This window comes from Streptomyces sp. NPDC094147 (assembly GCF_044764265.1).
Classification (GTDB): domain Bacteria; phylum Actinomycetota; class Actinomycetes; order Streptomycetales; family Streptomycetaceae; genus Streptomyces.
Window position 1 is genome coordinate 251,779 of record NZ_JBIWHT010000001.1, and the last position, 25,210, is coordinate 276,988.

At 71.8% G+C, this 25,210-nt stretch carries 24 protein-coding genes; 3 read left to right on the forward strand and 21 right to left on the reverse strand.

Annotated elements, in window-relative coordinates:
• Positions 1 to 2 precede the first annotated feature (2 nt).
• The 5 genes from ACIQ8J_RS01165 to ACIQ8J_RS01185 all read right to left on the reverse strand — a co-directional run bounded on the left by ACIQ8J_RS01165 (position 3) and on the right by ACIQ8J_RS01185 (position 4,784).
• On the reverse strand, positions 3 to 1,634 hold the full coding sequence (locus ACIQ8J_RS01165) for a DEAD/DEAH box helicase (RefSeq protein ID WP_403265147.1): 1,632 nt from the start codon (positions 1,632 to 1,634) through the stop codon (positions 3 to 5).
• A gap of 130 nt (positions 1,635 to 1,764) precedes the next feature.
• Positions 1,765 to 1,968, reverse strand: a complete 204-nt coding sequence (locus tag ACIQ8J_RS01170; RefSeq protein ID WP_053727847.1) for a cold-shock protein — start codon at positions 1,966 to 1,968, stop codon at positions 1,765 to 1,767.
• A 205-nt stretch (positions 1,969 to 2,173) separates the two neighbouring features.
• The gene (locus ACIQ8J_RS01175) at positions 2,174 to 3,331 is read right to left on the reverse strand and encodes an acetyl-CoA C-acetyltransferase (protein WP_403263575.1); all 1,158 of its coding nucleotides are present in this window, start codon (positions 3,329 to 3,331) and stop codon (positions 2,174 to 2,176) included.
• Between the two features lie 26 nt (positions 3,332 to 3,357).
• Positions 3,358 to 3,972 carry a TetR/AcrR family transcriptional regulator gene (locus ACIQ8J_RS01180; RefSeq protein ID WP_403263576.1) on the reverse strand — a complete coding sequence of 205 codons (615 nt, stop codon included), beginning with the start codon at positions 3,970 to 3,972 and terminating at the stop codon, positions 3,358 to 3,360.
• 23 nt (positions 3,973 to 3,995) lie between these two features.
• Positions 3,996 to 4,784, reverse strand: coding sequence for an SDR family oxidoreductase (locus ACIQ8J_RS01185; RefSeq protein ID WP_403263577.1), 789 nt, complete (start codon positions 4,782 to 4,784; stop codon positions 3,996 to 3,998).
• Positions 4,785 to 4,838: 54 nt separating this feature from the next.
• On the opposite strand from ACIQ8J_RS01185, the gene ACIQ8J_RS01190 reads away from it, so the two are divergent.
• On the forward strand, positions 4,839 to 6,008 hold the full coding sequence (locus ACIQ8J_RS01190) for an acyl-CoA dehydrogenase family protein (RefSeq protein ID WP_403263579.1): 1,170 nt from the start codon (positions 4,839 to 4,841) through the stop codon (positions 6,006 to 6,008).
• Positions 6,008 to 6,988, forward strand: coding sequence for an acyl-CoA dehydrogenase family protein (locus tag ACIQ8J_RS01195; RefSeq protein ID WP_403263581.1), 981 nt, complete (start codon positions 6,008 to 6,010; stop codon positions 6,986 to 6,988). The genes ACIQ8J_RS01190 and ACIQ8J_RS01195 overlap by 1 nt, the downstream gene beginning before the upstream one ends.
• Before the next feature lie 27 nt (positions 6,989 to 7,015).
• Here the strand turns inward: ACIQ8J_RS01195 and ACIQ8J_RS01200 are convergent, their stop codons facing one another.
• The 7 genes from ACIQ8J_RS01200 to ACIQ8J_RS01230 all read right to left on the reverse strand — a co-directional run bounded on the left by ACIQ8J_RS01200 (position 7,016) and on the right by ACIQ8J_RS01230 (position 16,879).
• Positions 7,016 to 7,540, reverse strand: coding sequence for a pyridoxamine 5'-phosphate oxidase family protein (locus ACIQ8J_RS01200; RefSeq protein ID WP_403263584.1), 525 nt, complete (start codon positions 7,538 to 7,540; stop codon positions 7,016 to 7,018).
• A gap of 64 nt (positions 7,541 to 7,604) precedes the next feature.
• On the reverse strand, positions 7,605 to 8,132 hold the full coding sequence (locus ACIQ8J_RS01205) for a HutD family protein (RefSeq protein ID WP_403265150.1): 528 nt from the start codon (positions 8,130 to 8,132) through the stop codon (positions 7,605 to 7,607).
• 70 nt (positions 8,133 to 8,202) lie between these two features.
• Positions 8,203 to 9,318, reverse strand: a complete 1,116-nt coding sequence (locus ACIQ8J_RS01210; RefSeq protein ID WP_403263586.1) for a hypothetical protein — start codon at positions 9,316 to 9,318, stop codon at positions 8,203 to 8,205.
• A complete protein-coding gene (locus ACIQ8J_RS01215; protein ID WP_403263588.1) occupies positions 9,315 to 9,533 on the reverse strand; it encodes a hypothetical protein in 219 nt (72 codons plus the stop codon). The genes ACIQ8J_RS01210 and ACIQ8J_RS01215 overlap by 4 nt, the downstream gene beginning before the upstream one ends.
• Before the next feature lie 199 nt (positions 9,534 to 9,732).
• Positions 9,733 to 11,193, reverse strand: coding sequence for a glutamate synthase subunit beta (locus ACIQ8J_RS01220; protein WP_403263589.1), 1,461 nt, complete (start codon positions 11,191 to 11,193; stop codon positions 9,733 to 9,735).
• Positions 11,186 to 15,751 (reverse strand): glutamate synthase large subunit, encoded by a 4,566-nt coding sequence (gene gltB, locus ACIQ8J_RS01225; RefSeq protein ID WP_403263591.1) that lies wholly within the window; start codon positions 15,749 to 15,751, stop codon positions 11,186 to 11,188. The genes ACIQ8J_RS01220 and gltB overlap by 8 nt, the downstream gene beginning before the upstream one ends.
• A gap of 396 nt (positions 15,752 to 16,147) precedes the next feature.
• Positions 16,148 to 16,879, reverse strand: coding sequence for a VIT1/CCC1 transporter family protein (locus tag ACIQ8J_RS01230; protein WP_403263593.1), 732 nt, complete (start codon positions 16,877 to 16,879; stop codon positions 16,148 to 16,150).
• Positions 16,880 to 17,093: 214 nt separating this feature from the next.
• Here ACIQ8J_RS01230 and rbsK point away from each other — a divergent pair, with 214 nt between their 5' ends.
• The gene (rbsK, locus tag ACIQ8J_RS01235) at positions 17,094 to 17,981 is read left to right on the forward strand and encodes a ribokinase (protein WP_403263594.1); all 888 of its coding nucleotides are present in this window, start codon (positions 17,094 to 17,096) and stop codon (positions 17,979 to 17,981) included.
• Between the two features lie 266 nt (positions 17,982 to 18,247).
• Here rbsK and lgt read toward each other — a convergent pair whose 3' ends face one another.
• The 9 genes from lgt to ACIQ8J_RS01280 all read right to left on the reverse strand — a co-directional run bounded on the left by lgt (position 18,248) and on the right by ACIQ8J_RS01280 (position 25,092).
• Positions 18,248 to 19,195, reverse strand: coding sequence for a prolipoprotein diacylglyceryl transferase (gene lgt / locus ACIQ8J_RS01240; protein ID WP_403263596.1), 948 nt, complete (start codon positions 19,193 to 19,195; stop codon positions 18,248 to 18,250).
• Between the two features lie 79 nt (positions 19,196 to 19,274).
• The gene (locus ACIQ8J_RS01245) at positions 19,275 to 20,105 is read right to left on the reverse strand and encodes a DsbA family protein (RefSeq protein WP_403263598.1); all 831 of its coding nucleotides are present in this window, start codon (positions 20,103 to 20,105) and stop codon (positions 19,275 to 19,277) included.
• Positions 20,106 to 20,189: 84 nt separating this feature from the next.
• Complete coding sequence (gene trpA, locus ACIQ8J_RS01250; protein ID WP_403263600.1) at positions 20,190 to 21,005, reverse strand: tryptophan synthase subunit alpha; 816 nt, start codon at positions 21,003 to 21,005, stop codon at positions 20,190 to 20,192.
• Positions 21,002 to 22,240: a tryptophan synthase subunit beta gene (trpB, locus tag ACIQ8J_RS01255; protein WP_403263601.1), complete on the reverse strand. Its 1,239-nt coding sequence runs from the start codon at positions 22,238 to 22,240 to the stop codon at positions 21,002 to 21,004. The genes trpA and trpB overlap by 4 nt, the downstream gene beginning before the upstream one ends.
• A gap of 152 nt (positions 22,241 to 22,392) precedes the next feature.
• A complete protein-coding gene (gene trpM / locus ACIQ8J_RS01260; protein WP_403263603.1) occupies positions 22,393 to 22,548 on the reverse strand; it encodes a tryptophan biosynthesis modulator TrpM in 156 nt (51 codons plus the stop codon).
• Between the two features lie 8 nt (positions 22,549 to 22,556).
• On the reverse strand, positions 22,557 to 23,366 hold the full coding sequence (gene trpC, locus ACIQ8J_RS01265) for an indole-3-glycerol phosphate synthase TrpC (RefSeq protein WP_403263605.1): 810 nt from the start codon (positions 23,364 to 23,366) through the stop codon (positions 22,557 to 22,559).
• A gap of 166 nt (positions 23,367 to 23,532) precedes the next feature.
• A complete protein-coding gene (locus tag ACIQ8J_RS01270; RefSeq protein WP_403263606.1) occupies positions 23,533 to 23,985 on the reverse strand; it encodes a DUF2752 domain-containing protein in 453 nt (150 codons plus the stop codon).
• 73 nt (positions 23,986 to 24,058) lie between these two features.
• Positions 24,059 to 24,328 (reverse strand): HGxxPAAW family protein, encoded by a 270-nt coding sequence (locus tag ACIQ8J_RS01275; protein WP_399049731.1) that lies wholly within the window; start codon positions 24,326 to 24,328, stop codon positions 24,059 to 24,061.
• 110 nt (positions 24,329 to 24,438) lie between these two features.
• Positions 24,439 to 25,092, reverse strand: coding sequence for a TIGR02234 family membrane protein (locus ACIQ8J_RS01280; protein ID WP_403263608.1), 654 nt, complete (start codon positions 25,090 to 25,092; stop codon positions 24,439 to 24,441).
• Positions 25,093 to 25,210 lie beyond the last annotated feature (118 nt).

The following is a 25,210-nucleotide window of genomic DNA, read 5'->3' on the forward strand; positions in this document are numbered from 1 at the left end:
GATCAGCCCCGGCTCGCGCCGCCCTGGCCGCGCCCGCGGCCACCCGCACGGCCACCCTGCCCAGAGCCCTGCGCACGAGGCGCACGCGCACCCTGCCCAGAGCCCGAGCCCTGCGCACGGGCGCCCTGGCCGGAACCCTGGGCGCGGGCGCCGGAGGTCTGGGGTCGGGCGCCCTGGCCCGTGGACTGACGCGGCGTGCCGGAACCCTGGCCGCCGCGACGACCCCGGCCGCGCCCCCCGGAGGGCGCCCGCTTCGGCTCCGGCTGGGCCGGCACCTCGATGACCACCGGGACACCGGACGGCTCGCGCGCGCCCGTGACCCGTACGAGCTCCTCGGAGCTCGACTTGACCTCGGCCGTCCGCGGCCGGATCCCCGCGAACGACATGAGCTTGGTCATCTCGCGCTTCTCGTCGGGCAGGACGAGCGTGACGACGCTGCCCGACTCGCCCGCCCGCGCGGTGCGCCCGCCGCGGTGGAGGTAGTCCTTGTGGTCCGTCGGCGGGTCGACGTTCACCACGAGGTCCAGGTCGTCCACGTGGATGCCGCGCGCCGCGACGTTCGTCGCCACCAGCGCGGTGACCTGGCCGTTCTTGAACTGGTCCAGCGTCCGGTTGCGCTGCGGCTGGGAACGCCCGCCGTGCAGCCCGGCCGCGCGGACCCCGCTCGCGAGCAGCCGCTTGACCAGCCGGTCCACGGAGCGCTTGGTGTCCAGGAACATGATGACGCGGCCGTCGCGGGCCGCGATGCGCGTGGTGACGGCCTTCTTGTCGGTCTCGTCGAGCACGTACAGCACGTGGTGTTCCATCGTGGTGACCGCGCCCGCCGACGGGTCGACGGAGTGCACCACCGGGTCGGTGAGGAACATCCGGACCAGGCGGTCGATGTTGGCGTCCAGGGTCGCCGAGAACAGCATCCGCTGGCCGTCCGGCTCGACCTGCTTGAGCAGCGCGGTGACCTGCGGCATGAAGCCCATGTCGGCCATCTGGTCGGCCTCGTCGAGGACGGTGATGCCCACGTTCTCCAGCGAGCAGTCACCCCTCTCTATGAGGTCCTTGAGCCGGCCCGGGGTGGCGACCATGACCTCGGCGCCGCGGCGCAGCGCGTTCGCCTGCTTGGTGATGGAGAGCCCGCCGACGACGGTGGTGAGGCGCAGGTTCACGGACGTCGCGTACGGCGTGAGCGCGTCGGTGACCTGCTGCGCGAGTTCCCGGGTGGGTACCAGGACGAGCGCGAGCGGCGCCTTGGGCTCGGCCCGCCGGCCCGCGGTGCGGGCGAGCAGCGCGAGGCCGAAGGCGAGGGTCTTGCCGGAGCCGGTGCGGCCGCGGCCGAGGATGTCGCGGCCCGCGAGCGAGTTCGGCAGGGTGGCGCCCTGGATCGGGAACGGCTCGGTCACGCCCTGCGCGTCGAGCGTCTTGAGGAGCGCCGCGGGCATGTCCAGGTCGGCAAAGGCCTCGACGGCGGGCAGCGCGGGGGTGAGGGTCTCCGGCAGCTTGAATTCACCCTGCGGCGCCATGGTCTTGCCCTTGGCGGGCTTGGCGGAGGGTCGGCCGGAGCCCCTGCGGGGACCGGAACCGGTGCCGGAACCGGAACGGGAGCCGGTGCCGGCACCGGAGCCCGAGCGCTTGCTGGTCATGCGCGTCATACGGTTTTGCCTTCCTGGGACAAGACAGCACAAGCCGGGACCCGCACCTGAGGGTGCGGGCCCCGGCTGCGAAATTCGCGAGCCGCGGCGTGCGCGGCTGCAAAATACGCCTCGTCGGCGATTAGGCGGGGAGAATGTTCTCCGCCTGCAGGCCCTTCTGGCCCTGGGTGACCTCGAAGGAGACCTTCTGGCCCTCAAGGAGCTCACGGAAGCCGGAGGAGGCGATGTTGGAGTAGTGGGCGAAGACGTCGGGGCCGCCGCCGTCCTGCTCGATGAAGCCGAAGCCCTTTTCCGAGTTGAACCACTTCACGGTGCCAGTAGCCATGTCATTTCTCCTAAGACAGGGGCAGTTCCGGAAATCCGCGGATTTACGGATTCCTCGTCGCCGCATTGAGCCCATCCGGAGAAACCCGGAAAACAAATATGCGCCTGAGGAGCATTCCCGTCAGGCGCACATAAAGTATATGGGTACCAAAACTGCAACAGCCCCCACGATAGCATGCCGCCGCGCGGAGCAGCCGTGATGCCGGTTACAGCCGCTCGATGATCGTCACGTTGGCCTGGCCGCCGCCCTCGCACATCGTCTGGAGGCCGTAGCGGCCGCCGGTGCGCTCCAGCTCGTGCAGCAGGGTCGTCATCAGTCTGACTCCGGTCGCACCCAGCGGGTGGCCGAGCGCGATCGCGCCGCCGTTGACGTTGACCCGGGCCGGGTCGGCGCCGGTCTCCTTGAGCCAGGCGAGCACCACCGGCGCGAAGGCCTCGTTGATCTCGACCAGGTCGATGTCGTCGATCTTCATGCCGGTCTTCTTCAGGGCGTACGCGGTCGCGGGGATCGGCGCAGACAGCATCCGGACGGGGTCCTCGCCGCGTACCGAGAGGTGGTGGACGCGGGCGCGCGGGGTCAGTCCGTGGTCGGCGACCGCGCGCTCGGAGGCGATGAGCAGGGCCGCGGCTCCGTCGGAGACCTGGGAGGAGCAGGCCGCGGTGATCGCGCCGCCGGGCAGGACGGGCTTCAGGCCCGCCATCTTCTCCAGGGTCGTGTCCCGGCGCGGCCCCTCGTCCGCCGCGACCTCGCCGTAAGGGACCGTCTCGCGCTCGAAGCGGCCCGCGTCGACGGCGCGGATCGCACGCTGGTGGGAGCCGAGCGCGAACTCCTCCATGTCGCGGCGCGAGATGCCCCACTTCTCGGCGATGAGCTGGGCGCCGTGGAACTGGTTGACGGGTGCCTCGCCGTACCGGGCCCGCCAGCCCGCGCTGCCGAGGTAGGGGCCTTCGGTGAGACCGAGCGGCTCGGCGGCCTGCCGGGAGGCGAAGGCGATGGGGATCATCGACATGTTCTGGGTGCCGCCCGCGACCACCAGGTCCTGCGTGCCGGACAGGACGCCCTGAGCCGCGAAGTGGACGGCCTGCTGGGACGAGCCGCACTGGCGGTCGACGGTGACGCCGGGCACCTCCTCGGGGAGTCCGGCCGCCAGCCATGCCGTGCGGGCGATGTCGCCGGCCTGCGGGCCCACCGCGTCCAGACAGCCGAAGACCACGTCCTCGACGGCCGCCGGGTCGATGCCGGAGCGCTCGACCAGCGCCCTCAGCACATGGGCGCCGAGGTCCGCGGGATGGACCGCCGAGAGCCCTCCCCCGCGCCGCCCCACCGGGGTGCGTACCGCTTCGACCATGTAGGCCTCGCCCATGCCAACTCCCCATTCGTGTAAGTGAGTTACGTACGTACGGCGATTCCGTCCAGGACCATGGAGAGGTACTGGCGGGCGATCTCCTCCGGGCTGTGCCGGCCGCCGGGGCGGTACCAGGAGGCGGCCACCCACACGGTGTCGCGCACGAACCGGTAGGTGAGCCGGATGTCCAGGTCGGCCCGGAAGGCGTGGGCGGCCACCCCGCGCTCCAGCGTCCCCAGCCACGCCTTCTCGAACTTCTGCTGCGAGTCGGCGAGGTAGTGGAAACGCTCCTGGTCCACCAGGTGTTTGGCCTCCTTCTGGTAGATCGCGACGGCGGCGCGGTGCCGGTCGATCTCCCGGAAGGACTCGGTGACGAGGGCCTCGATGGTCTCCCGGGGGCCGAGCCCGGCGGCGAGCACGGTGTCGTACCCCTCCCAGAGCTCGTTCAGGAAGGCCGAGAGGATCTCGTCCAGCATCGATTCCTTGGAGTCGAAGTGGTAGTAGAGGCTGCCCGCGAGCATGCCCGCCTCGTCCGCGATCCTGCGGACGGTGGTGGCGTTGTACCCCTGGGCGGCGAACACTTCGGCCGCCGTGGCGAGGAGTTCACGGCGCCGCTCGGGCGAGGCGGTCACCTGCGTCTTCTTCTTGTTCGTTGGCACCCGACCATTGTGCTGCCCCCCCGTCAGGGGTGCTGGCTGCTGACGGAGACCACCTCGCCGGTCAGGTACGAGGCGTAGCCGCTGGCCAGGAAGACGATGACGTTGGCGACCTCCCAGGGCTCGGCGTACCGGCCGAACGCCTCACGGGCGGTGAGCTCTTCGAGCAGTTCGGCGGAGGTGACCTTCACCAGGTGGGGGTGCATGGCGAGGGACGGCGCGACCGCGTTGACCCGGACCCCGAAGCCGGCCGCCTCGACGGCCGCGCACCGGGTGAGCGCCATGACGCCCGCCTTGGCCGCCGCGTAGTGGGCCTGGCCGGCCTGGGCGCGCCAGCCGACGACGGAGGCGTTGTTGACGATCACGCCGGTGCGGCCGGAGTCCTGGAAGGCGCGCAGGGCCGCCCGGGTACAGCGGAAGGTGCCGTTCAGGGTCACGTCGAGGACCTTGGACCACTGCTCGTCGGTCATGTCGACGAGGGGGCAAGTGCCGCCGAGGCCCGCGTTGTTGACGACGATGTCGAGTCCGCCGTGTTCGCGTGCGGCGAGCGCGAAGAGGGCGGCGACCTGTTGTTCGTCGGTCACGTCGCACGGCAGGGAGGCGATGTTGTGCGGGCCGAACTCCCCGGCGAGGGCCTGCTCGGTCTCCTTCAGGCGGCGCGCGTGCGCGTCGCCGATGACGATCCGGGCGCCCTCCTCCAGGAACCTGCGGGCGGTGGCGCCGCCGATTCCGGCGCCGGCCGCCGCCGTGACGACGGCGGTGCGGCCGTCGAGCAGCCGGTGTCCCGGCACGTACCGAGCCTTGTTGTCCGTCACGGCGCCACGCTAACCTACCAAACACTTGTTAGGGAAGGATGGTGCACCGCAACCATGGACCTGGACCCCACCCCCGACCAGGAGGCCTTCCGGGCCGAGGCGCGGGACTGGCTCGCCGCGCACGTCCCCGCCGCCCCGCTCCCCTCTCTGGAGACCGAGGCCGGTTTCGCCGCCCACCGCGCATGGGAGGCAGAGCTGTCCGCGGACCGCTGGTCGGTCGTGTCGTGGCCGAGGGAGTACGGGGGCCGGGGCGTCGACATCTTCAGGTGGCTGGTCTTCGAGGAGGAGTACTTCGCGGCGGGCGCCCCCGGCCGCGTCGCGCAGAACGGCGTCAATCTGCTCGCGCCCACCCTCTTCGACCACGGGACGCCCGAGCAGCGGGCGCGGATCCTGCCGGACATGGCGAGCGGCGCGACGATCTGGGCGCAGGCCTGGTCGGAGCCGGAGGCCGGTTCCGATCTCGCCTCGCTCAGGTCCACGGCCGTGCGCACCCGAGGGGGCTGGCTGCTCTCGGGGCAGAAGACCTGGTCCTCACGGGCCGCGTTCGCCGACCGCGCCTTCGGCATCTTCCGTACCGATCCGGACGCGGCCCCACCCCATCAGGGCCTGACCTACCTCATGTTCGACCTGCGGGCGCCCGGGGTGACGGTCCGGCCCATCGGGCGCCTCGACGGCAAACCGGCCTTCGCGGAGCTCTTCCTGGACGAGGTGTTCGTACCGGACGAGGACGTGATCGGCGAGCCCGGGGCGGGCTGGCGGATCGCCATGTCGACCACCGGCAACGAGCGGGGCCTGATGCTGCGCTCCCCCGGCCGCTTCCTCGCCGCCGCAGAGCGCCTCGTGGACCTGTGGCGCGCGAGTGGCGATCCGGCCGACACGGCGCTGCGGGACCGGGTCGCGGACGCGGTGATCGGGGCGCGCGCCTACCAGCTCTTCACCTGCGCCAACGCCTCCCGCTTCGCGGCGGGCGAGTCGATCGGCGCCGAGTCCAGCCTCAACAAGGTGTTCTGGTCGCACTACGACATCGCCCTGCACGAGACCGCGCTCGACCTCCTCGGCCCGTACGGCGAACTGTCCGACGAGGCCGACGAGGCGCCGCAGCACGGCAGTTGGGCCGAGAACTACGTCTTCTCACTCGCCGGTCCGATCTACGCCGGTACGAACGAGATCCAGCGCGACATCATCGCCGAGCGGCTGCTCGGCCTCCCGAAGGGCCGGCGCTGATGAGGTTCCTGCTCGATGCGGAACAGCTCGACTTCGCGCGCTCCCTGGACGCGATGCTGACCGCCGCCGGCACGCCTTCGGTGGTACGGGAGTGGGGTGCTGGGAACGCCGGGCCCGGCCGCGCCCTGTGGTCCCGCCTCGCCGGGGCCGGGGTGTTCGCGCTTGCCGCGCCCGAGGCGTACGAGGGCGTCGGGCCACTGCCCGTCGAACTGGCCGTCGCCCTCGTGGAGTTGGGGCGCCACGCGGTGCCGGGACCGCTGGTCGAGACGGTGGCCGCGACGGCCCTGCTCGCCCGGCTCGCGCAGCTGGGCGAGAGCGGCCCGGCCAAGCGGCTGCTGCCCGGGATCGTCGCGGGCGAGTGCGCGGCGAGCGTCCTGTTCCCGGGCCGGGGCCCGTACGCGCTCGACGCGGACGCGTCGGACGCGGTGCTGGCCGTCAGCGGCCAGGAGGTGCGGCTCGCCCCGGGACACGGGCCCGTCCAGCCCTCCCTCGACCCGGCCCGGCGGCTGTCCCGGCCCTCGCGGGGCGGTGAACTCCTCGTAGCGGTGCCGCAGTTGGGGGATGCCGTCACGCATGCCACCCGGTGGGCGCGGCTTGCGGCGGCCGGGCAGTGCCTCGGGGTCGCCGAGGCACTGCTGCACCGGACGGTGGCCTACGTCAAGCAGCGCACCCAGTTCGGTACGCCGATCGGTTCCTTCCAGGCGGTCAAGCACCGGCTCGCGGACACGCTGGTCGCGGTGGAGTTCGCGCGGCCGCTGCTCTACGGGGCGGCGCTGTCGCTCGCTCCGCGCGATGTCGCCGCGGCGAAGGTGACGGCGGGAGAGGCCGCGTACGCCGCCGCCCGCACCGCACTGCAACTGCACGGCGCGGTGGGCTACACCGACGAGCTCGACCTGTCGCTGTGGCTGCGCAAGGCGCGGGCGCTGCGGGAGACGTGGGGGTCGCCCGGCGAGTGCCGGGCGGAGGTGCTGGCAGGCTGAGCTCGCCGCTCCTTGGGCGCCGGGGGCTCAGGCGTCCTCGCGGACTCCCTCGTCGCCGTTGCCGCGCCTGAGGGTGCGCAGGGCGGCGCCGGGCCGCCAGGCCCGTACGACCAGTTCGCCGTTCTCGACGCCGGTGCGGACGACTTCGGTCAGCTCGGCGCGGAAGAGGTGGAAGGGTTCGGGCGGCTCCACCTGGGAGGCGAACCGCGCCAGCACCGCGGGGTCGGTGACCTCCACGGCGCGCCCGCTGACGCGTACGTCGCCGTCGGCCATCTCGGCGTCCGGGCCGGGGTTCGCCTGGACGGCGAAGCGCGGATCGCGGCGCAGGTCGAGCGCCTTCATCGAGTTCGGCATCATGCCGAGCCACAGCTCGCCGTCCCGGAACTCCACCTCCAGGCCGGTCACCCGGGGCGAGCCGTCCTTGCGGAGGGTCGCGAGGACGTGGTGCTTGTACTGCTTGAACCGCGCCTCGACGGCCTCGGCGAACCGCGGCTCCGCGCCGCGGAAGCCCGACCAGCCGACCGCTGTGCGCGCTGTCTCGTTGGATGCCATGGCTCCAGCAAACCCCAGATACCGGACAGATTCTGTCCTGATTGCCCCTCGGCGTGCCGTCTCCCTACCGCGGCAGCGTGACGACTGCGGCGCGCCCCTCGGCCCGTACGGTCGCACCGCCCTCGTCGGTCAGGACCGCGTCGTACCGGTCGAGGGTGACGCCGTCGACCTGTGCGGGCGCGTCGAGTGCGACGACCAGCGCGGGCCCGGCGACCGTCAGGGCGCCCCGCACCACGGCGACCGACGGCGCGGGGCGCCCCCGGCGGTACATCACGTTGAAGTTGACGACGGGCCCGGCCAGCAGACGGCACTCGGTGGGGGCGTCGCCCGCAAAGCCCTGGGGCGCGAACGGCTCGTCCACCAGCCGCCGTTGACCGGCGACGGTGAGGTCCATTCCGGCGCCCTCGACCAGCGTCAGGATCCGGTCCACACCGGGAAAGCCGGAGAAGGGGCCGTCCGCGCCGACCTCGGCGAGGCTCACCCGCCATTCGAAGTCGGCGGTCCCGGCGCCTTCGGGGTGGGCGGCGACGCCCCGTGTCACACCGCCGCCGTTCTTCCACGGCACGGCCGTCCTGTCGGCGGCCCGCAGCATCCTCACCGTACGATCCCTTCCGTAGCGGCCGGTGGAGTGGTGAGGTTACGCCACCGGGCCGCCGCGGCCGCTACCCCACCTGGTCCTGGAAGGCGGGCAGGGCGAAAACCCGCTCCTTGGCGGCGTCGTCCATCAACTCGACCAGCGGCATGACCGGTTCCCACAGGTTCTGCTTGTCGACCTCGCGGGCCAGCGCGTCCAGGTCCTCGTCCGCGAGGGCGCCCGCCGCGTCGGCGACGACCTTGCGGGACTCCTCGGGCAGCAGCTCGGCCAGCGGCAGGAACTCCGCCCACAGCGCGGTCGCCACGACCGCGGGCACGATCCCGGTGAGCACGGATGGATCCGCGAGGGACGGCAGTACGGCGACGGCCCGGCGGTCCTCCTCGCCGAGCAGCGCCACCAGCGGGAGCAGCGACTCCCACAGGTCCTGCTCGGCGACCGTCCGCACCAGCGAGTCGAGCCGGTCCTCGGGCTGCCGGGCGGCGAGCGCGGCGATCTGTCCGCGCTGCTCCCCGGGCACCATCGCGGCGACGGCGAGCGCCTCGGGCCACAGCCCGTCGGCGGCCGAGGCGACGACTTCGGCGAGGCGCTCCTCACCCATCAACTCGATGATCCTGCCCAGGCGTTGGGGCCTGTCGATGGCGAAGCCGGTCTTCAGGACGACGGCGTCGGCGACCTGGGGCAGGATGCGGGTCAGCGCCGAGTCGCGCAGATGGCCGACGAAACGGCCCATGGTGAGGTGGTCGCCGCGTTCGGCGAGGGCGACCGAGATCCGTACCAGCAGGTTCTCGTCCAGGCGGTCCACGATCCCGGCGATGCGCCGCGGGTCCAGGTGCGCGCAGGACTCGGCGGTGAACGACACCGGGAGCTTCTCGATGATGTCGGCGGCCCGCGCGGGTTCCAGCTTGCCCGCGACGGCGGCGGCGAGGCGCGGCCCGAGGGCTTTCTGCGAGATGGCGGCGGCGACGCCGGCCGGGACCAGCTTGGTGGCCTTGGCGATCCGGTCGAGCATGTCGGGCGTACCGTCGAACAGCGCGGCGACGGCCTGCTCGCGCAGGGTGCGTACGTCGTCGGCGGGCAGGTCGTCGAGGAAGGCGAGGCGGCCGGGGTCCGCGCCGAGCAGCGCGGCGATCTTCTGGGTCTCGGCGCGGTTGCGGAGCTTGTCCATCTGGATCACCCGGCTCACTTGAAGAGGATGCGGCGGACGGGACCGCGGGCGATGGCGGGCACGAGCCCCAGCGCCTCTTCGGCGGCCTCTTCGAGCCCGGCGGCCCGCGCCTCGCGCTCCGCGCGCAAGGCGCCGCAGAGCAAGGCGAGTTGACCCTCCGTCAGCTCGGCGAATCCGGCCGGGGGCGCCGCCCCCAGCTCCGTACTCAACTGCGACAGCGCTTCGTTGCTCACGGGACCTCCCGGTGGCGGACGGCGGCTCGTCCCGAGAGTGGAGCGGATTTGACTTTTAGTCAATAGAGCGGGCGGGGGTGGCCCGCGGCCGGGCCGGAACGCGCGCGGCGCCCGCCCTGTCGTCCGGTCGGGGACAGTTGGGCAGGCGCCGTGCTCAGTTCCGTACCTCGTTGTACGGGACGTCTGTGGGGAGCGGACCTCAGACCGTCAGGGCCCGGTCCGTCGGGCGGATCGGGGCGGGCAGGTCGCTCGCGCCCGTCAGGTAGCGGTCGACGCCGCGGGCGGCCGAGCGGCCCTCGGCGATCGCCCACACGATCAGGGACTGGCCGCGGCCCGCGTCACCGGCGACGAACACGCCGTCGACGTTGGTCGCGAAGTCCGCGTCGCGGGCCACGTTGCCGCGCTCGTCCAGTTCCAGGCCGAACTGCTGGACGAGGCCGTTGGACTGGTCGGTGCCGGTGAAGCCCATGGCGAGGGTGACCAGCTGGGCGGGGATCTTCCGCTCGGTGCCCGGCTTCTGGGTCAGCCTGCCGTCGACGAACTCGACCTCGACGAGGTGCAGGAACTGGACGTTGCCGTCCTCGTCGCCCTCGAAGTGGGTGGTGGAGACGGAGTAGACCCGCTCGCCGCCCTCCTCGTGCGCGGAGGTGACCTTGTAGAGCATCGGGAAGGTCGGCCAGGGCTGGCCCGCCGAACGCTCGTCGCCCGGCTTCGGCATGATCTCCAGCTGGGTGACCGAGGCCGCGCCCTGGCGGTGGGCGGTGCCCACGCAGTCCGCGCCGGTGTCGCCGCCGCCGATCACGACCACGTGCTTGCCCGCCGCCGTGATGGGCGGGGCCACGAAGTCGCCCTCCTGGACCTTGTTGGCGAGCGGCAGGTACTCCATCGCGAAGTGGATGCCGTTCAGCTCGCGGCCCGGGACCGGCAGGTCGCGGGAGACGGTGGCGCCCGCGGCGATGACCACGGCGTCGTACCGCTTGCGCAGCTTCGCGGCGTCGATGTCGCGGCCGATCTCGACCTCGGTGCGGAACTTGGTGCCCTCCGCGCGCATCTGCTCGATGCGGCGGTTGATGTGCACCTTCTCCATCTTGAACTCGGGGATGCCGTAGCGGAGCAGACCGCCGATGCGGTCGGCGCGCTCGTACACGGCGACCGTGTGTCCGGCCCGGGTCAGCTGCTGGGCGGCGGCCAGGCCCGCCGGGCCCGAGCCGATGACCGCGACGGTCTTGCCCGAGAGGCGCTCGGGCGCCTGGGGCCTGACGTCGCCCGTGTCCCACGCCTTGTCGATGATCGAGACTTCGACGTTCTTGATCGTGACGGCGGGCTGGTTGATGCCGAGCACGCACGCCGACTCACAGGGAGCCGGGCACAACCGCCCGGTGAATTCGGGGAAGTTGTTCGTGGCGTGCAGGCGCTCGGAGGCGGCCTGCCAGTCCTCGCGGTAGGCGTAGTCGTTCCACTCGGGGATGAGGTTGCCCAGCGGACAGCCGTTGTGGCAGAACGGGATGCCGCAGTCCATGCAGCGCCCGGCCTGCTTGCTGATGATCGGCAGCAGCGAACCGGGAACGTAGACCTCGTTCCAGTCCTTGAGGCGCTCGCCCACCGGGCGGGTCGTGGCGACCTCGCGCCCGGTGGTCAGGAAGCCCTTGGGGTCAGCCATTGGTCGCCGCCTCCATCATCTTCTCGGTGGTCTCCTGCTCGGAGAGACCGGCGAGCTCAGCGGCGTCCTTGGCGGCGAGCACTGCCTTGTACGTGGTCGGGATGATCTTGCTGAAGCGGTCCACGTGCACGGACCAGTCGGCGAGCAGCTTCTCGGCGACGGTCGAGCCGGTCTCCTCGAAGTGGCGGCGCACGACGTCGTGCAGCCACTGCCTGTCGGTGTCGCTCAGGGCCTCGACGGCGTTCAGGTTCCCGGAGTTGACGTTGTCCCGGTCGAGGTCGATCACGTAGGCGATGCCGCCGGACATGCCCGCAGCGAAGTTGCGGCCGGTCTCGCCAAGCACCACCGCGTGGCCGCCGGTCATGTACTCGCAGCCGTGGTCGCCCACGCCCTCCGAGACGACCGTCGCCCCGGAGTTGCGGACGCAGAACCGCTCGCCGGTCCGTCCCCGCAGGAACAGCTCGCCGCCGGTCGCGCCGTACGCGATGGTGTTGCCCGCGATGGTCGAGTACTCGGCGAGGTGGTCGGCGCCCCGGTCCGGGCGGACGATGACGCGGCCGCCGGAGAGGCCCTTGCCGACGTAGTCGTTGGCGTCGCCCTCCAGGCGCAGCGTCACGCCGCTGGGGAGGAAGGCGCCGAAGGACTGGCCGGCCGAACCGGTGAAGGTGATGTCGATGGTGTCGTCGGGCAGGCCCGCACCGCCGAACTTCCGGGTCACCTCGTGGCCGAGCATGGTGCCGACGGTCCGGTTGATGTTCCGGATCGCGATCTGGGCCCGGACCGGCTGGGCGGCCTCGGCGGACTCGGCCTCCAGGGCGTCGGAGGCGAGCTTGATGAGCTCGTTGTCGAGCGCCTTCGACAGGCCGTGGTCCTGCGCGATCACCGCGTGGCGCACGGCGCCCTCGGGCAGTTCGGGGACGTAGAAGAGCGGCTTCAGGTCGAGGCCCTGGGCCTTCCAGTGCGTCACGGCCCGGTCGGTGTCGAGGAGTTCGGCGTGGCCGACGGCCTCCTCGATCGTACGGAAGCCGAGCTCGGCCAGGATCTCGCGGACCTCCTCGGCGATGAACTCGAAGAAGTTCACCACGAATTCGGGCTTGCCCGAGAAGCGGTCGCGCAGCACCGGGTTCTGGGTGGCGATGCCGACCGGGCAGGTGTCCAGGTGGCAGACGCGCATCATGACGCAGCCGGAGACGACGAGCGGCGCGGTCGCGAAACCGAACTCCTCGGCGCCGAGCAGCGCCGCGATGATCACGTCGCGACCGGTCTTCAGCTGGCCGTCGGTCTGCACGACGATGCGGTCGCGCAGGCCGTTGAGCAGCAGCGTCTGCTGGGTCTCGGCGAGGCCCAGCTCCCAGGGTCCACCGGCGTGCTTGAGGCTCGTCAGCGGGGAGGCGCCGGTACCGCCGTCGTGGCCGGAGATCAGGACGACATCCGCGTGCGCCTTGGAGACACCCGCGGCGACCGTGCCCACGCCGACCTCGGACACCAGCTTCACGTGGATGCGGGCGGCCGGGTTGGCGTTCTTGAGGTCGTGGATCAGCTGAGCCAGGTCCTCGATGGAGTAGATGTCGTGGTGCGGCGGCGGCGAGATGAGGCCGACACCCGGGGTGGAGTGCCGGGTCTTGGCGACCCACGGGTAGACCTTGTGGCCGGGCAGCTGCCCGCCCTCGCCGGGCTTGGCGCCCTGCGCCATCTTGATCTGGATGTCGTCCGCGTTGACGAGGTACTCACTCGTCACACCGAAGCGGCCGGAGGCGACCTGCTTGATGGCGGAGCGGCGCGCCGGGTCGTACAGGCGGTCCGCGTCCTCGCCGCCCTCACCGGTGTTGGACTTGCCGCCCAGCTGGTTCATGGCGACGGCGAGCGTCTCGTGCGCCTCGCGCGAGATCGATCCGTACGACATGGCGCCGGTCGAGAAGCGCTTGACGATCTCGGAGACCGGCTCCACCTCGTCGATGGGGACCGGGCCCCGCTCGCTCTTGAAGCCGAACAGACCGCGCAGCGTCATCAGGCGCTCGGACTGCTCGTTCACGCGGTCCGTGTACTTCTTGAAGATGTCGTACCGCTTGGTGCGCGTGGCGTGCTGGAGGCGGAAGACCGTCTCCGGGTCGAACAGGTGCGGCTCGCCCTCGCGGCGCCACTGGTACTCGCCGCCGATCTCCAGCGCGCGGTGCGCGGACGGGACGCCGGAGGCGGGGTAGGCCTTGGCGTGCCGGGCGGCGACCTCCTTGGCGACGACGTCGAGACCGGCGCCGCCGATCTTGGTGGCCGTACCGATGAAGTACTTCTGCACGAAGGACTCTTCGAGGCCGACGGCCTCGAAGACCTGGGCGCCGCGGTAGGAGGCGACCGTGGAGATGCCCATCTTGGACATGACCTTCAGGACGCCCTTGCCGAGCGCGTAGATCAGGTTGCGGATGGCCTGCTCGGGCTCCAGGCCCTCGATGAAGGTGCCGGCCCGGACCAGGTCCTCGACGGACTCCATCGCGAGGTACGGGTTGACCGCCGCGGCACCGTAGCCGATGAGCAGCGCGACGTGGTGCACCTCGCGGACGTCACCGGCCTCGACGAGCAGGCCCACCTGGGTGCGCTGCTTGGTGCGGATGAGGTGGTGGTGGACGGCCGCGGTGAGCAGCAGCGAGGGGATCGGCGCGTGCTCGGCGTCGGAGTGCCGGTCGGACAGGACGATCAGACGGGCGCCGCCCTCGATCGCCGCGTCGGTCTCCTTGCAGATGGCGTCGATGCGGGCGGCGAGCGCGTCGCCGCCGCCGGAGACCCGGTAGAGACCGGAGAGCGTGACGGCCTTCATGCCCGGCATGTCGCCGTCGGCGTTGATGTGTATCAGCTTCGCCAGCTCATCGTTGTCGATGACCGGGAAGGGGAGCGTGACGCTGCGGCAGGACGCGGCGGTGGGCTCAAGCAGGTTGCCCTGCGGGCCGAGGGTGGAGCGCAGGCTCGTCACCAGCTCTTCGCGGATCGCGTCCAGCGGCGGGTTGGTGACCTGCGCGAACAGCTGGGTGAAGTAGTCGAAGAGCAGCCGGGGGCGCTCGGAGAGCGCAGCGATCGGCGAGTCCGTGCCCATGGAGCCGAGCGGCTCGCCCGCAGTGCGGGCCATCGGCGCGAGGATGACGCGGAGCTCTTCCTCGGTGTAGCCGAAGGTCTGCTGGCGGCGGGTGACCGAGGCGTGGGTGTGCACGATGTGCTCACGCTCGGGCAGGTCGCCCAGCTCGATCCCGCCGGCTTCCAGCCACTCCTTGTACGGGTTCTCGGCGGCGAGGGCCGCCTTGATCTCGTCGTCCTCGATGATGCGGTGCTCGGCGGTGTCGACCAGGAACATCCTGCCGGGCTGGAGGCGGCCCTTGCGGACGACCTTCGCGGGGTCGATGTCGAGAACACCGACTTCGGACGAGAGAACCACGAGTCCGTCATCCGTCACCCAGTACCTGCCCGGCCGCAGACCGTTGCGGTCGAGGACCGCGCCGACCTGGGTGCCGTCGGTGAAGGTGATGCAGGCCGGGCCGTCCCAGGGCTCCATCATCGTGGCGTGGAACTGGTAGAAGGCACGGCGTGCCGGGTCCATCGACTCGTGGTTCTCCCACGCCTCGGGGACCATCATCAGCACCGAGTGCGGCAGCGAGCGCCCGCCGAGGTGGAGGAGTTCGAGCACCTCGTCGAAGGACGCGGAGTCGGAGGCGTCCGGCGTACAGACCGGGAAGATCCGCTCCAGCTTGCCGGCGCCGGAGTTGAACAGGCCGGAGGCGAGCTGGGACTCGCGGGCCACCATCCAGTTGCGGTTGCCCTTGACCGTGTTGATCTCGCCGTTGTGCGCGACGAAGCGGTACGGGTGGGCCAGCGGCCAGCTGGGGAAGGTGTTGGTGGAGAACCGCGAGTGCACGAGGGCGACCGCGGTGGCGCAGCGGCGGTCGGAGAGGTCCGGGAAGAACGGCTCCAGCTGGCCCGTGGTCAGCATGCCCTTGTAGACGATGGTCCGGGCGGAGAGCGACGGGAAGTACACACCGGCCTCCCGCTCGGCGCGCTTGCGCAGCACGAAGGCCTTGCGGTCGAGCGCGATCCCGGACGAGGTGCCGTCGCCGACGAACAGCTGGCGGAAGGCGGGCATGGTGGCGCGGGCGCCGTTGCCGAGCAGTGCGGGCGTGACGGGAACCTCGCGCCAGCCCAGCACGGCGAGACCTTCTTCGCCGGCGATCGTCTCAATCTTCGAGACGGCTTCGGCGGTCTCCTCCAGGGGCAGGAAGCCGATACCGACGGCGTACGAGCCCGCCTCGGGCAGCTCGAAGTCGGTGACCTCGCGGAGGAACGCGTCCGGGACCTGGAGCAGGATGCCGGCGCCGTCACCGGAGTCGGGCTCGGAGCCGGTGGCACCCCGGTGTTCGAGGTTGCGCAGTACGGTCAGCGCCTGTTCGACCAGCTCATGGCTGGCAACACCGGTGAGGGTGGCCACGAACCCGACACCGCAGGCGTCGTGTTCGTTACGGGGGTCGTACATCCCCTGCTGGGCGGGGCGACCGTCCATGGGCGACCAGGCGTCGGAACGCATCGGCTCTCCCGTCGTCGTCGTGGCATTGGGGCCTCCCCTGTTCGAGCGAAGTCGAGAATTTGGGGAAGCAGTGCCGAGGGACGACGTTGGCCCTCTGCGAAATTTCGTGCAGGTTACATGATGGAACGCATCTCGGGAACTGGATAGAACCATTCCAGCATGCGGACACCCAGGGGTGCGGGCTCCATTGCCCACGGGGGCGCACAAGGGTGCGATTCTCGGGTGTGTACGGCCTATGCCCGGCGGTAAAAGACGCGAAACCGCCGAGTAATGGTTATTTATGTGGCCGGTTGCATACTCCGCCATCCTACGGCGCGGAGCCGGAAAGCGCGCAGGACGTACGTCACACGGGGCGGGGCCATCGGCCCCGCCCCGTGTGAAGTGCCGCGGTGTCCGTCAGCCGATGGCCGCACCGAACAGGCCGCCGAGCCCGAAGGTCAGCGCGGCCGCCGCACCGCCGAGGACCAGCTGGCGCAGCCCGCTGAACCACCACGAGCGGGCCGTCACCTTGGCGACCACCGCACCGCAGCCGAACAGCCCCACCAGCGCGAGCAGCACCGCCGGCCACAGCGCGGTCGCGCCCAGCAGATACGGCAGCAGGGGCAGCAGCGCGCCCAGCGCGAAGGAGGCGAACGACGACACGGCGGCCACGAGGGGCGAGGGCAGATCGGACGGGTCGATGCCGAGCTCCTCGCGGGCGTGGATCTCCAGCGCCTGCTCGGGGTCCTGCGAGAGCTGGCGGGCGACCTCGCGGGCGAGGTCGGGCTCGACGCCCCGGGACATGTACAGCTCGGCGAGCTCGCGCTCCTCGTCGGCCGGGTGCCTGCGCAACTCCCGCCGCTCGATGTCGAGTTCAGCCTGGACGAGCTCACGCTGCGAGGCGACCGAGGTGTACTCTCCAGCCGCCATCGAGAAGGCGCCGGCCGCGAGTCCGGCGAGGCCGGTGATGATGATGGTCTGCTGCGCGACCGCGCCACCGGCGACACCGGTCATGAGGGCGAGGTTGGAGACCAGACCGTCCATCGCGCCGAACACGGCCGGGCGCAGCCAGCCACCGTTGACATCGCGGTGGGTGTGGTTGTCGCGGTGCGCCTCGTGCAGCGTCGCTTCGGTATCGATGATGGACACAGCTATCCCCTTGCGTTCAGCAGCGGGCACCGTTCGCGTCCCGCGCCCCTCAACAGAGTTGAAATTACGCTCGATGTAAGGCCCGCGCCAGCAAGCAAGGCCTTACTTAGTGAGGCTGGGCTCAGTCACGGCCCGGGGCGTCGGGGCGGTCCCGGTGAACTCGCCGGGCCGCCGGCACCCGCGGAAGCGGCCGCCCAGGGTGGACAATTCCCGCATGACCCGCATCGCCGTGCTCGGCAGCACCAACATGGACCTCGTCGCGTACGTCACCACCGCGCCCCGCAGCGGCGAGACCGTCACGGGGCACGAGTTCCGCACCGCCCCCGGCGGCAAGGGCGCCAACCAGGCCGTCGCCGCCGCCCGCGCCGGGGCGGAGGTGTCGATGATCGGCGCGGTCGGCACGGACGACTTCGGCGACCGGCTGCGCACCGCGCTCGACAGCGCCGGCGTCGACATCGATCTGCTCCGCACCACCGAGGGCCCCTCGGGCACCGCCCACATCGTGGTCGACGGCGACGGCGGGAACGCGATCGTCGTCATCCCCGGCGCCAACGGTTCGGTCACCTCGCTCAGCCACGCCGACCGGGCGATGATCGCCGAAGCCCAGTCCCTGCTGCTCCAGCTGGAGCTGCCGATGAGCGCCGTCGTCGCGGGCGCCGAAACGGCCCGCCGCAACGGCGTCCGTACGATCCTGACCCCCGCGCCCGCCCAGCCGCTGCCCGCCGAACTCCTCGCCGCCACCGACCTGTTGGTGCCCAACGAGCACGAGGCGGCCGCCCTCACCGGCATCTCGGGCGACCCCGAGCGGGCCGCCGCGGCGCTCCTCGCCACCGTGCCCGAGGTCGTGATCACGCTCGGCGCGCGGGGCTGTCTGTACGCGTCGAGGGCGCAGCGGGAACCGGTCGCCGTGCTCGCCCCGCCGGTCACCGCCGTGGACACGACCGGGGCGGGCGACACCTTCGTGGGCACGCTGGCGGTCGCGCTGGGCGAGGGCCGCCCGATGACTGACGCGCTGGCCTGGGCGTCGGGTGCGGCGGCGCTGTCCGTTCAGCGGCCGGGGGCGGCTACGTCCATGCCGTACCGGGCGGAGATCGACGCGTGAGGTTGCGGCGTGGGGGTCGCTGACTGCCCCGCGTCGCGCGGGGGGCCGGTACCGCGGGGGCTCCGCCCCCGCACCCCCGCTCCTCAAACTCCCCCAAGGACTAAAGGTCCAGGGGGGACCCCCATGAGGGGCTGGATTTCGGCCCGCCCGGCACCCACCGGAGAGGCCTGATTTTGCCCCGCCCGGCACCCACCGTAAGGGTCTGAGTTTGCTCCGCCCGGCAATCGCCGGGTAGGGCTGGATTTGCCCCGCCCGGCGCGGAAGCCTCAGGCTTCCTTTGGCTCCGGGTGGCGCGGCGCCGAGTCGGCCTTGGCGTCGGTCTCGGTGTCGCCGGTCGGCTCGGTGGAGTCGGGCTGCTCGGCGGAGGCGGTCTTCTCCGGGCCCTCGCCCTCCGCCTCCTGCGCGCCCGGCTCGACGATCTCCTCGCGGCCGGGGCGGAGCTTCGTCGAGATCACGATGTAGGCGACCGCCAGCAGGAAGACGCCGCCCGCCGTCCAGTCGTTCAGGCGCAGACCCAGGATGTGGTGGGCCTCGTCCACCCGCATGTACTCGATCCAGAACCGGCCCACGCAGTACGCGGCGACGTACAGCGCGAACGCCCGGCCGTGGCCCAGCTTGAAGCGGCGGTCGGCCCAGATGACCAGGAACGCCACGCCCACGCACCACAGCGACTCGTACAGGAAGGTCGGGTGGTAGGTGCCCGCGATCCGGTTCGGGCCCTCGCTGATCTTCAGCGCCCACGGCACGTCCGTCGGCTTGCCGTACAGCTCCTGGTTGAACCAGTTGCCCCAGCGGCCGATGGCCTGGGCGAAGGCGATGCCGGGGGCCAGCGCGTCGGCCCAGGCCGGCAGCGGGATGCCGCGGCGGCGGCAGCCGATCCAGGCGCCGACCGCGCCGAGCGCGATCGCGCCCCAGATGCCGAGGCCGCCCTCCCAGATCTTGAAGGCGTTGACCCAGTCCTCACCCTCGCTGAAGTACAGCTGGTAATCGGTGATGACGTGGTAGAGCCGACCGCCGACGAGCCCGAAGGGGACGGCCCAGACGGCGATGTCGGCGACGGTGCCGGAGCGGCCGCCGCGGGCGACCCACCGCTTGTTGCCGTACCAGACGGCAACGAAGACACCGATGATGATGCAGAAGGCGTAGCCGCGCAGCGGGATCGGTCCGAGGTGGAGCACCCCGGTCGACGGGCTGGGGATGAAGGCAAGTGTCATGGCAGGGTCGACGCTACCGTGCCGGGCGGGCGCAGCGGCAACTCGCCCGGCAACTTATGAGTAACGGGAGACCGCGTGCTCAGGACGCCGGAGGCGTGGCCGCGGGGGTGGCCTTGCCCGGCTGCTTGCCCTTGTTGGCCTCGGTCACCCACTTCTTCAGGTTGACCGGGGTGATGTTCTCGTTCCCCTTCTTCGGGAAGACCGACTCGCCGTTGAGCTGCACGGTCGGTGTCCCGCTGAACTTGCCCGCCTGGAACGCAGCGTTGGACTTCACGACCCAGCTGTCGTGCGTGCCGTTGTTGACGCAGGAGCGGAAGGCGGGCGTGTCCAGGCCCGGGACCTTCCCGGCCAGCTCGATCAGCCTGGCGTTCTTGGCGTAGGCGTCGTCCGTCTCCTCCGGCTGGTTGGTGTAGAGGACGTCGTGGTACGCCGAGAACTTGCCCGCGTCCTGCGCGCAGCCCGCCGCGTTGGCCGCGCGCAGCGAGCCGCTGCCGCCCATGTTGCCGTCGATGAGGGTGGCCAGGTGGTACTGGACGCGGAGCTGGCCGCTGTTCTCCAGCTCGTGGACGGTGGTCCGGAAAGCGTTCTCGAACGCCGCGCAGGCCGGGCAGCGGAAGTCCTCCCACACCGTGAGCGTGGACGGTGCGTCGGCGGCGCCCACGGGGATGGCGAGGCTTTCCTTGTCGTCGGCCCCGGCCGGGGGCACCGCCGGTCTCGCGGTGGTGCTCTTGCCGCTGTCGCCGCCGGTGTTGGCGGCGATCACGCCGATCACGGCGGCCAGGCCCAGCACGCACACCACGGCGCCGCCCACGATCAGCTGTCGCCGCCGCCGCTCGCCCGCCTTCTGCTGCTCGCGTTCTTGGATGAGCCGGTCTCGCGCGGCCCGCTTCGCATCACGGTTGTCACTCACACCCGCAGCAACGAACCGGGGAGGCACGGTCGTGCCTCCCCGGTCCCAGTTCCACCCGTTCGGGCGATCTGTGTGATCGGCGCGCTAGCGAGCCCGGCGAACGCCCTCGGCGAGCTCGGCCGCCAGTTCCCGTACGGCGGTCAGGCCCGCCGCCTCGTCCGGTGCGTCCAGCATCCGCTTGACGAAGGCCGAGCCGACGATCACGCCGTCGGAGAAGGCCGCGACCTCCTTGGCCTGGGCCGCGTTGGAGACGCCGAGGCCCACGCAGACCGGGAGTTCGGTGGTGGCCCTGGTCCTGCGCACCAGGTCCTCGGCCGAGGCGCCGACCGACTCGCGGGTGCCCGTGACGCCCATCAGCGAGGCCGCGTACACAAAGCCGGAACCGGCCGCCGTGATCTTGGCGAGGCGCTCGTCCCTGCTGCTGGGCGCGACCACGAAGACCGTGCCGAGACCGTGCTTCTCGGCGTGCTCGCGCCACACCCCGGCCTCCTCGACCGGCAGGTCGGGCAGGATGCAGCCGGCGCCGCCCGCCTCGGCCAGCTCGGCGGTGAAGCGCTCGACGCCGTAGCGGTCGATGGGGTTCCAGTACGTCATGACCAGGACGGCCCTGCCGGTGGCCGCGTGGGCCTCGCGGACCGTGCGCAGCACGTCGGCGATCTTCACGCCGCCCTTGAGCGCGATGTCGTCGGCGGTCTGGATGACCGGGCCGTCGAGCACCGGGTCGCTGTGCGGGAGCCCGACCTCGACCACGTCGGCGCCGCCGTCGAAGGCGGCCTTGACCGCTTCGATGCCGCCGTCGACGGTCGGGAAGCCGGCCGGGAGGTAGGCGATCAGCGCGGCCCGGTTCTCGGCCTTCGCCTTGGCGAGGGTGTCGTTCAGGAGCTGTACGTTCCCGCTCACTTCGCGTCCTCCGTGTCGTACAGGCCGAAGTAGCGGGCCGCCGTGTCCATGTCCTTGTCGCCGCGCCCGGACAGGTTGATCAGGATCAGTCCGTCCTTGCCGAGCTCCTTGCCGACGTCGAGGGCGCCCGCGAGGGCGTGCGCCGACTCGATGGCCGGGATGATGCCCTCGGTGCGCGACAGCAGGCGCAGGGCCTGCATCGCGGCGTCGTCGGTGACCGCGCGGTACTCGCCGCGGCCGGTGTCCTTGAGGTAGGAGTGCTCCGGGCCGATGCCGGGGTAGTCCAGACCCGCCGAGATCGAGTAGGGCTCGGTGATCTGGCCCTCCTCGTCCTGGAGGACGTAACTGCGGGAACCGTGCAGGATGCCGGGCTCGCCCTTGGTCAGGGTCGCCGCGTGCTCGCCGGTCTCGATGCCGTGCCCGGCGGGCTCGCAGCCGATGAGGCGTACACCGGTGTCCGGGATGAAGGCGTGGAACAGGCCGATCGCGTTGGAGCCGCCGCCGACGCAGGCCACGGCCGCGTCGGGCAGCCGTCCGGCGCGCTCCAGGATCTGGCGGCGGGCCTCGACGCCGATCACGCGGTGGAAGTCGCGGACCATCGCGGGGAAGGGGTGCGGTCCCGCGACCGTGCCGAAGAGGTAGTGGGTGCGGTCGACGTTGGCGACCCAGTCGCGGAACGCCTCGTTGATGGCGTCCTTGAGGGTGCGGCTGCCGGAGGTGACCGGGATGACCTCGGCGCCGAGCATCCGCATGCGGGCGACGTTCAGCGCCTGGCGCTGGGTGTCGATCTCGCCCATGTAGATGGTGCATTCGAGGCCGAACAGGGCGCAGGCGGTGGCGGTCGCGACGCCGTGCTGGCCGGCTCCGGTCTCGGCGATGACCCGCGTCTTGCCCATGCGCTTGGTGAGCAGCGCCTGGCCGAGGACGTTGTTGATCTTGTGTGAGCCGGTGTGGTTGAGGTCCTCGCGCTTGAGGAAGACCCGGGCGCCGCCCGCGTGCTCGGCGAACCGGGGCACCTCGGTCAGCGCGCTCGGCCGGCCGGTGTAGTTGACCATGAGGTCGCCCAGCTCGGCGGCGAAGGCGGGGTCGTGCTTGGCCTTCTCGTACTCGACGGCCACCTCGTCGACCGCGGCGACCAGCGCCTCGGGGATGAACTTGCCGCCGAAGGCGCCGAAGTAGCCCTCGGCGCTGGGGACTTGACCCTCGGGGTCGGGAATGAAGAACTCGTTGGACATGCGGTTACCTCGCAGGGGCGTTTGCGGCCCCGGTCCTGGGTTGGGTGTTGTGGCGGGTACGCCCAGGCGCCGTAGGTGATGAGCCGAGTGCGCGACTGCGAGCCGTCGTGGCTGGTCGCGCAGTTCCCCGCGCCCCTTTCGGGGCGCTCTGCTCAGGCGGCGCTCAGGGCACCGCGCCATCGCATGCCGTTGACCTGGCCCGGCTCCGAGCCGATGACGTACCGCACGCGCCGTCCGTGCACCCGGCGTGCCGGGGCCCGGCAGCCGCGGGGGCGGCAGCCGGGGGCGAGGCGGACGGAGATGGCCATGGTGCGGGTCAGCTCCGTCCGTGGCGCAGGGCCGGGTGGGCCCCCGCGGCGACCAGGTCGGCGACGGCCGCGCGCGGGTCCTTGCCGGTGACCAGGGACTCGCCGACGAGCACGGCGTCGGCACCGGCGTTGGCGTACGCGATCAGGTCGTGCGGTCCGCGCACGCCCGACTCGGCGATCTTGACGATGTGGTTCGGGATCTCCGGGGCGACCCGCTCGAACGTGGTGCGGTCGACCTTGAGGTCCTTGAGGTTGCGCGCGTTGACGCCGATGATCTTCGCGCCGGCGTCGACGGCCCGGTCCACCTCGTCCTCGTCGTGCACCTCGACCAGCGGGGTGAGCCCGATCGACTCGGCGCGCTCGATCAGCGACACCAGGGCCGGCTGGTCCAGGGCGGCCACGATGAGCAGCGCCAGGTCGGCGCCGTACGCACGGGCCTCCCACAGCTGATAGGCCGTGACGATGAAGTCCTTGCGCAGGATGGGGATGTCGACCTTGGCGCGGACGGCCTCCAGGTCGGCGAGCGAGCCGCCGAAGCGGCGCTGCTCGGTCAGTACGGAGATGACGGACGCGCCGCCCGCCTCGTAGTCGGCGGCGAGCGCGGCCGGGTCCGCGATGGCGGCGAGCGCGCCCTTGGAGGGGCTGGAGCGCTTGACCTCGCAGATGACCTTCACGCCGTCGCCGCGCAGCGCGGCGACCCCGTCACGGGCCCGGGGCGCCTTGTCGGCGCGCTCCTTGAGCTCGTCGAGGCTGACGCGCGCCTGCCGCTCTGCGAGGTCGGCGCGGACGCCTTCGATGATCTCGTCGAGCACACTCACGCGAGCGGCCCCCTTCCGGGACGGTGATGTCGGTCAGGACAAGGGTGACCGTCAAGAACGGTCACGATCAGCCATGTCGATGGTATCCGCACCGGGGCGAAGGGATCGCATCCGGTTGACGGGCGTCCCAGCAATTGGGACGTCACCTGGGGATTCACCGAGCGCGTCATGGTGCGAGAGCCGATCCGAACGGCAGGTTCCGGACCACCGAGAAGATCAGCACGACGGATCCGATGATCCACCAGTGGCGGTCGCCGAGCACGATCTTGAAGGGCAGTCCGCGGGCCGAGCGCACCGCCCACAGGATCCACCCCGCGGCGAAGAGCAGATAGCCCGCGACGGCGAGCACGTTGGAGCCGACGGCCGCGGCGAAGTGGCCGGTGATGAAGTCGTGGGCGCTGCGCAGCCCGCCGCAGCCCGGACAGTAGACGCCGGTGAGCCGGAACAGCGGGCAGACCGGGTAGTGGCCGGGGTGGTTCGGGTCGACCAGGCCCACGTAGGCGAAGGCGGCGGCGACCGCGCCGAGGGTGCCCAGCGGCACCAGGAGCCTGCGGGCCGCGGTGCCCGCGCCGGTCGCGTGCACCGGGGCGGGGGCGGGGTTCGGCTGGGCTGCGTCCACTTGGCGATTGTCCCCGTTCACATGGAAAGGCGCAGCCCGGACGGGGCTGCGCCTTGCAGGGTGGCTGCCGGGTTCAGCCGGCCTGGGCCTCAAGCCGGGCGCGGGTCGCGGCGGCGGCGGCCTCGCGCATGCGCTGGATCTCGGGCGTGTCCTTGGGGGTGCCGAGGCCGGCCATCTTCATGACGCCGCCGACGACGGCGGAGATGCCGAGGAGTGCGATGCCGGCCCAGAAGCCCACCGGGTTGGCGGCCACTATGAAGACGCAGGTCACGCAGAATCCGATGAAGGCAATGATGACACCGGTCCAGGCTGCCGGGGTGTGGCCGTGGCCGCTCTTCGCCATGGGGTTGCTCCTCGTAGGTGTTTCCGTGTTGTCGTCGCCGTTGTCGCCGTCGCCGGACCCGACGCTCCGTGCCATTGTCCCGCACCGCGGCGGGTGCCTGAGTGCGGGGGTCAGCTCTCGCGCGTCGGGTCCTCGCCGCGGTCCAGTGCCTTCCAGAGTTCCTCGGGGCGCTCCGGGTCGGGGGCGGTGCGGGCCTTGCGGGGGCGAGGGGTGCCGTCGCGCTCGTAGCGGCCGCCCATCGCGGGCCAGGCCGTGCCGCAGCGCAGGGCGAGGACTCCGGCGAGCAGCAGCAGGGCGCCGCCCGCGACGGCGACGTACGGCCAGCCGGTGTGGGTGAGCGCGCCGATCGTGGCGGCGGCGTCGCCGCTGGTCCTGGCCGCCTTCTCGTCCAGGGCGGCGCTGTCGCCGACGCCGAGCCAGGCGGTCGCCGCGGCTCCGGCGCCGCTCAGGGTGAGCAGCGCCGCAACCAGGACGCGGCCCGCGCCGCGGACGGCGAAGACGGCGACCAGCGCGGCGAGGCCCACGATCGCGAGGGCGGAGGGCACGCCGGTGATGTCGCCGCCGGACGCCTTGAGCGGCAGCGTGCCGCCGCCGACGGCCGCGGCGCCGTTGGCCCAGGTCTGCCCGGAGGCCAGCAGGACGACGGCGGCGCCGACTGCGCCGGCGAGCAGAGCGGCGGCGAGACTGCGGCGCCCGCCGCGGGCGGACGGCGCGGCTGCTTCGGCGCGGGGCTGGGGTACGGATGCGGCACTCACGTACTCCACTATCGCCTGCGCGCGGCACGGCGTGTCACCCGGGGCCCGCGCGCTTCCCACACGGCACCGCCCGCGGGAACCAAGAGCGGGCAAGAGATCGGCCATCGAATGTCCGTGAACGGCCTGC

Bases quoted from the DNA above. Each gene is read 5' to 3' on its own strand.
- ACIQ8J_RS01165 (WP_403265147.1), bottom strand. From the start codon at position 1,634: ATGACCAGCAAGCGCTCGGGCTCCGGTGCCGGCACCGGCTCCCGTTCC.
- ACIQ8J_RS01205 (WP_403265150.1), bottom strand. From the start codon at position 8,132: ATGCTGCGGGCCGCCGACAGGACGGCCGTGCCGTGGAAGAACGGCGGC.
- ACIQ8J_RS01220 (WP_403263589.1), bottom strand. From the start codon at position 11,193: ATGGCTGACCCCAAGGGCTTCCTGACCACCGGGCGCGAGGTCGCCACG.
- ACIQ8J_RS01170 (WP_053727847.1), bottom strand. From the start codon at position 1,968: ATGGCTACTGGCACCGTGAAGTGGTTCAACTCGGAAAAGGGCTTCGGC.
- ACIQ8J_RS01200 (WP_403263584.1), bottom strand. From the start codon at position 7,540: ATGGCATCCAACGAGACAGCGCGCACAGCGGTCGGCTGGTCGGGCTTC.
- ACIQ8J_RS01195 (WP_403263581.1), top strand. From the start codon at position 6,008: ATGAGGTTCCTGCTCGATGCGGAACAGCTCGACTTCGCGCGCTCCCTG.
- ACIQ8J_RS01190 (WP_403263579.1), top strand. From the start codon at position 4,839: ATGGACCTGGACCCCACCCCCGACCAGGAGGCCTTCCGGGCCGAGGCG.
- ACIQ8J_RS01275 (WP_399049731.1), bottom strand. From the start codon at position 24,328: ATGGCGAAGAGCGGCCACGGCCACACCCCGGCAGCCTGGACCGGTGTC.
- gltB (WP_403263591.1), bottom strand. From the start codon at position 15,751: ATGCGTTCCGACGCCTGGTCGCCCATGGACGGTCGCCCCGCCCAGCAG.
- lgt (WP_403263596.1), bottom strand. From the start codon at position 19,195: ATGACACTTGCCTTCATCCCCAGCCCGTCGACCGGGGTGCTCCACCTC.
- trpB (WP_403263601.1), bottom strand. From the start codon at position 22,240: ATGTCCAACGAGTTCTTCATTCCCGACCCCGAGGGTCAAGTCCCCAGC.
- trpM (WP_403263603.1), bottom strand. From the start codon at position 22,548: ATGGCCATCTCCGTCCGCCTCGCCCCCGGCTGCCGCCCCCGCGGCTGC.
- ACIQ8J_RS01175 (WP_403263575.1), bottom strand. From the start codon at position 3,331: ATGGGCGAGGCCTACATGGTCGAAGCGGTACGCACCCCGGTGGGGCGG.
- rbsK (WP_403263594.1), top strand. From the start codon at position 17,094: ATGACCCGCATCGCCGTGCTCGGCAGCACCAACATGGACCTCGTCGCG.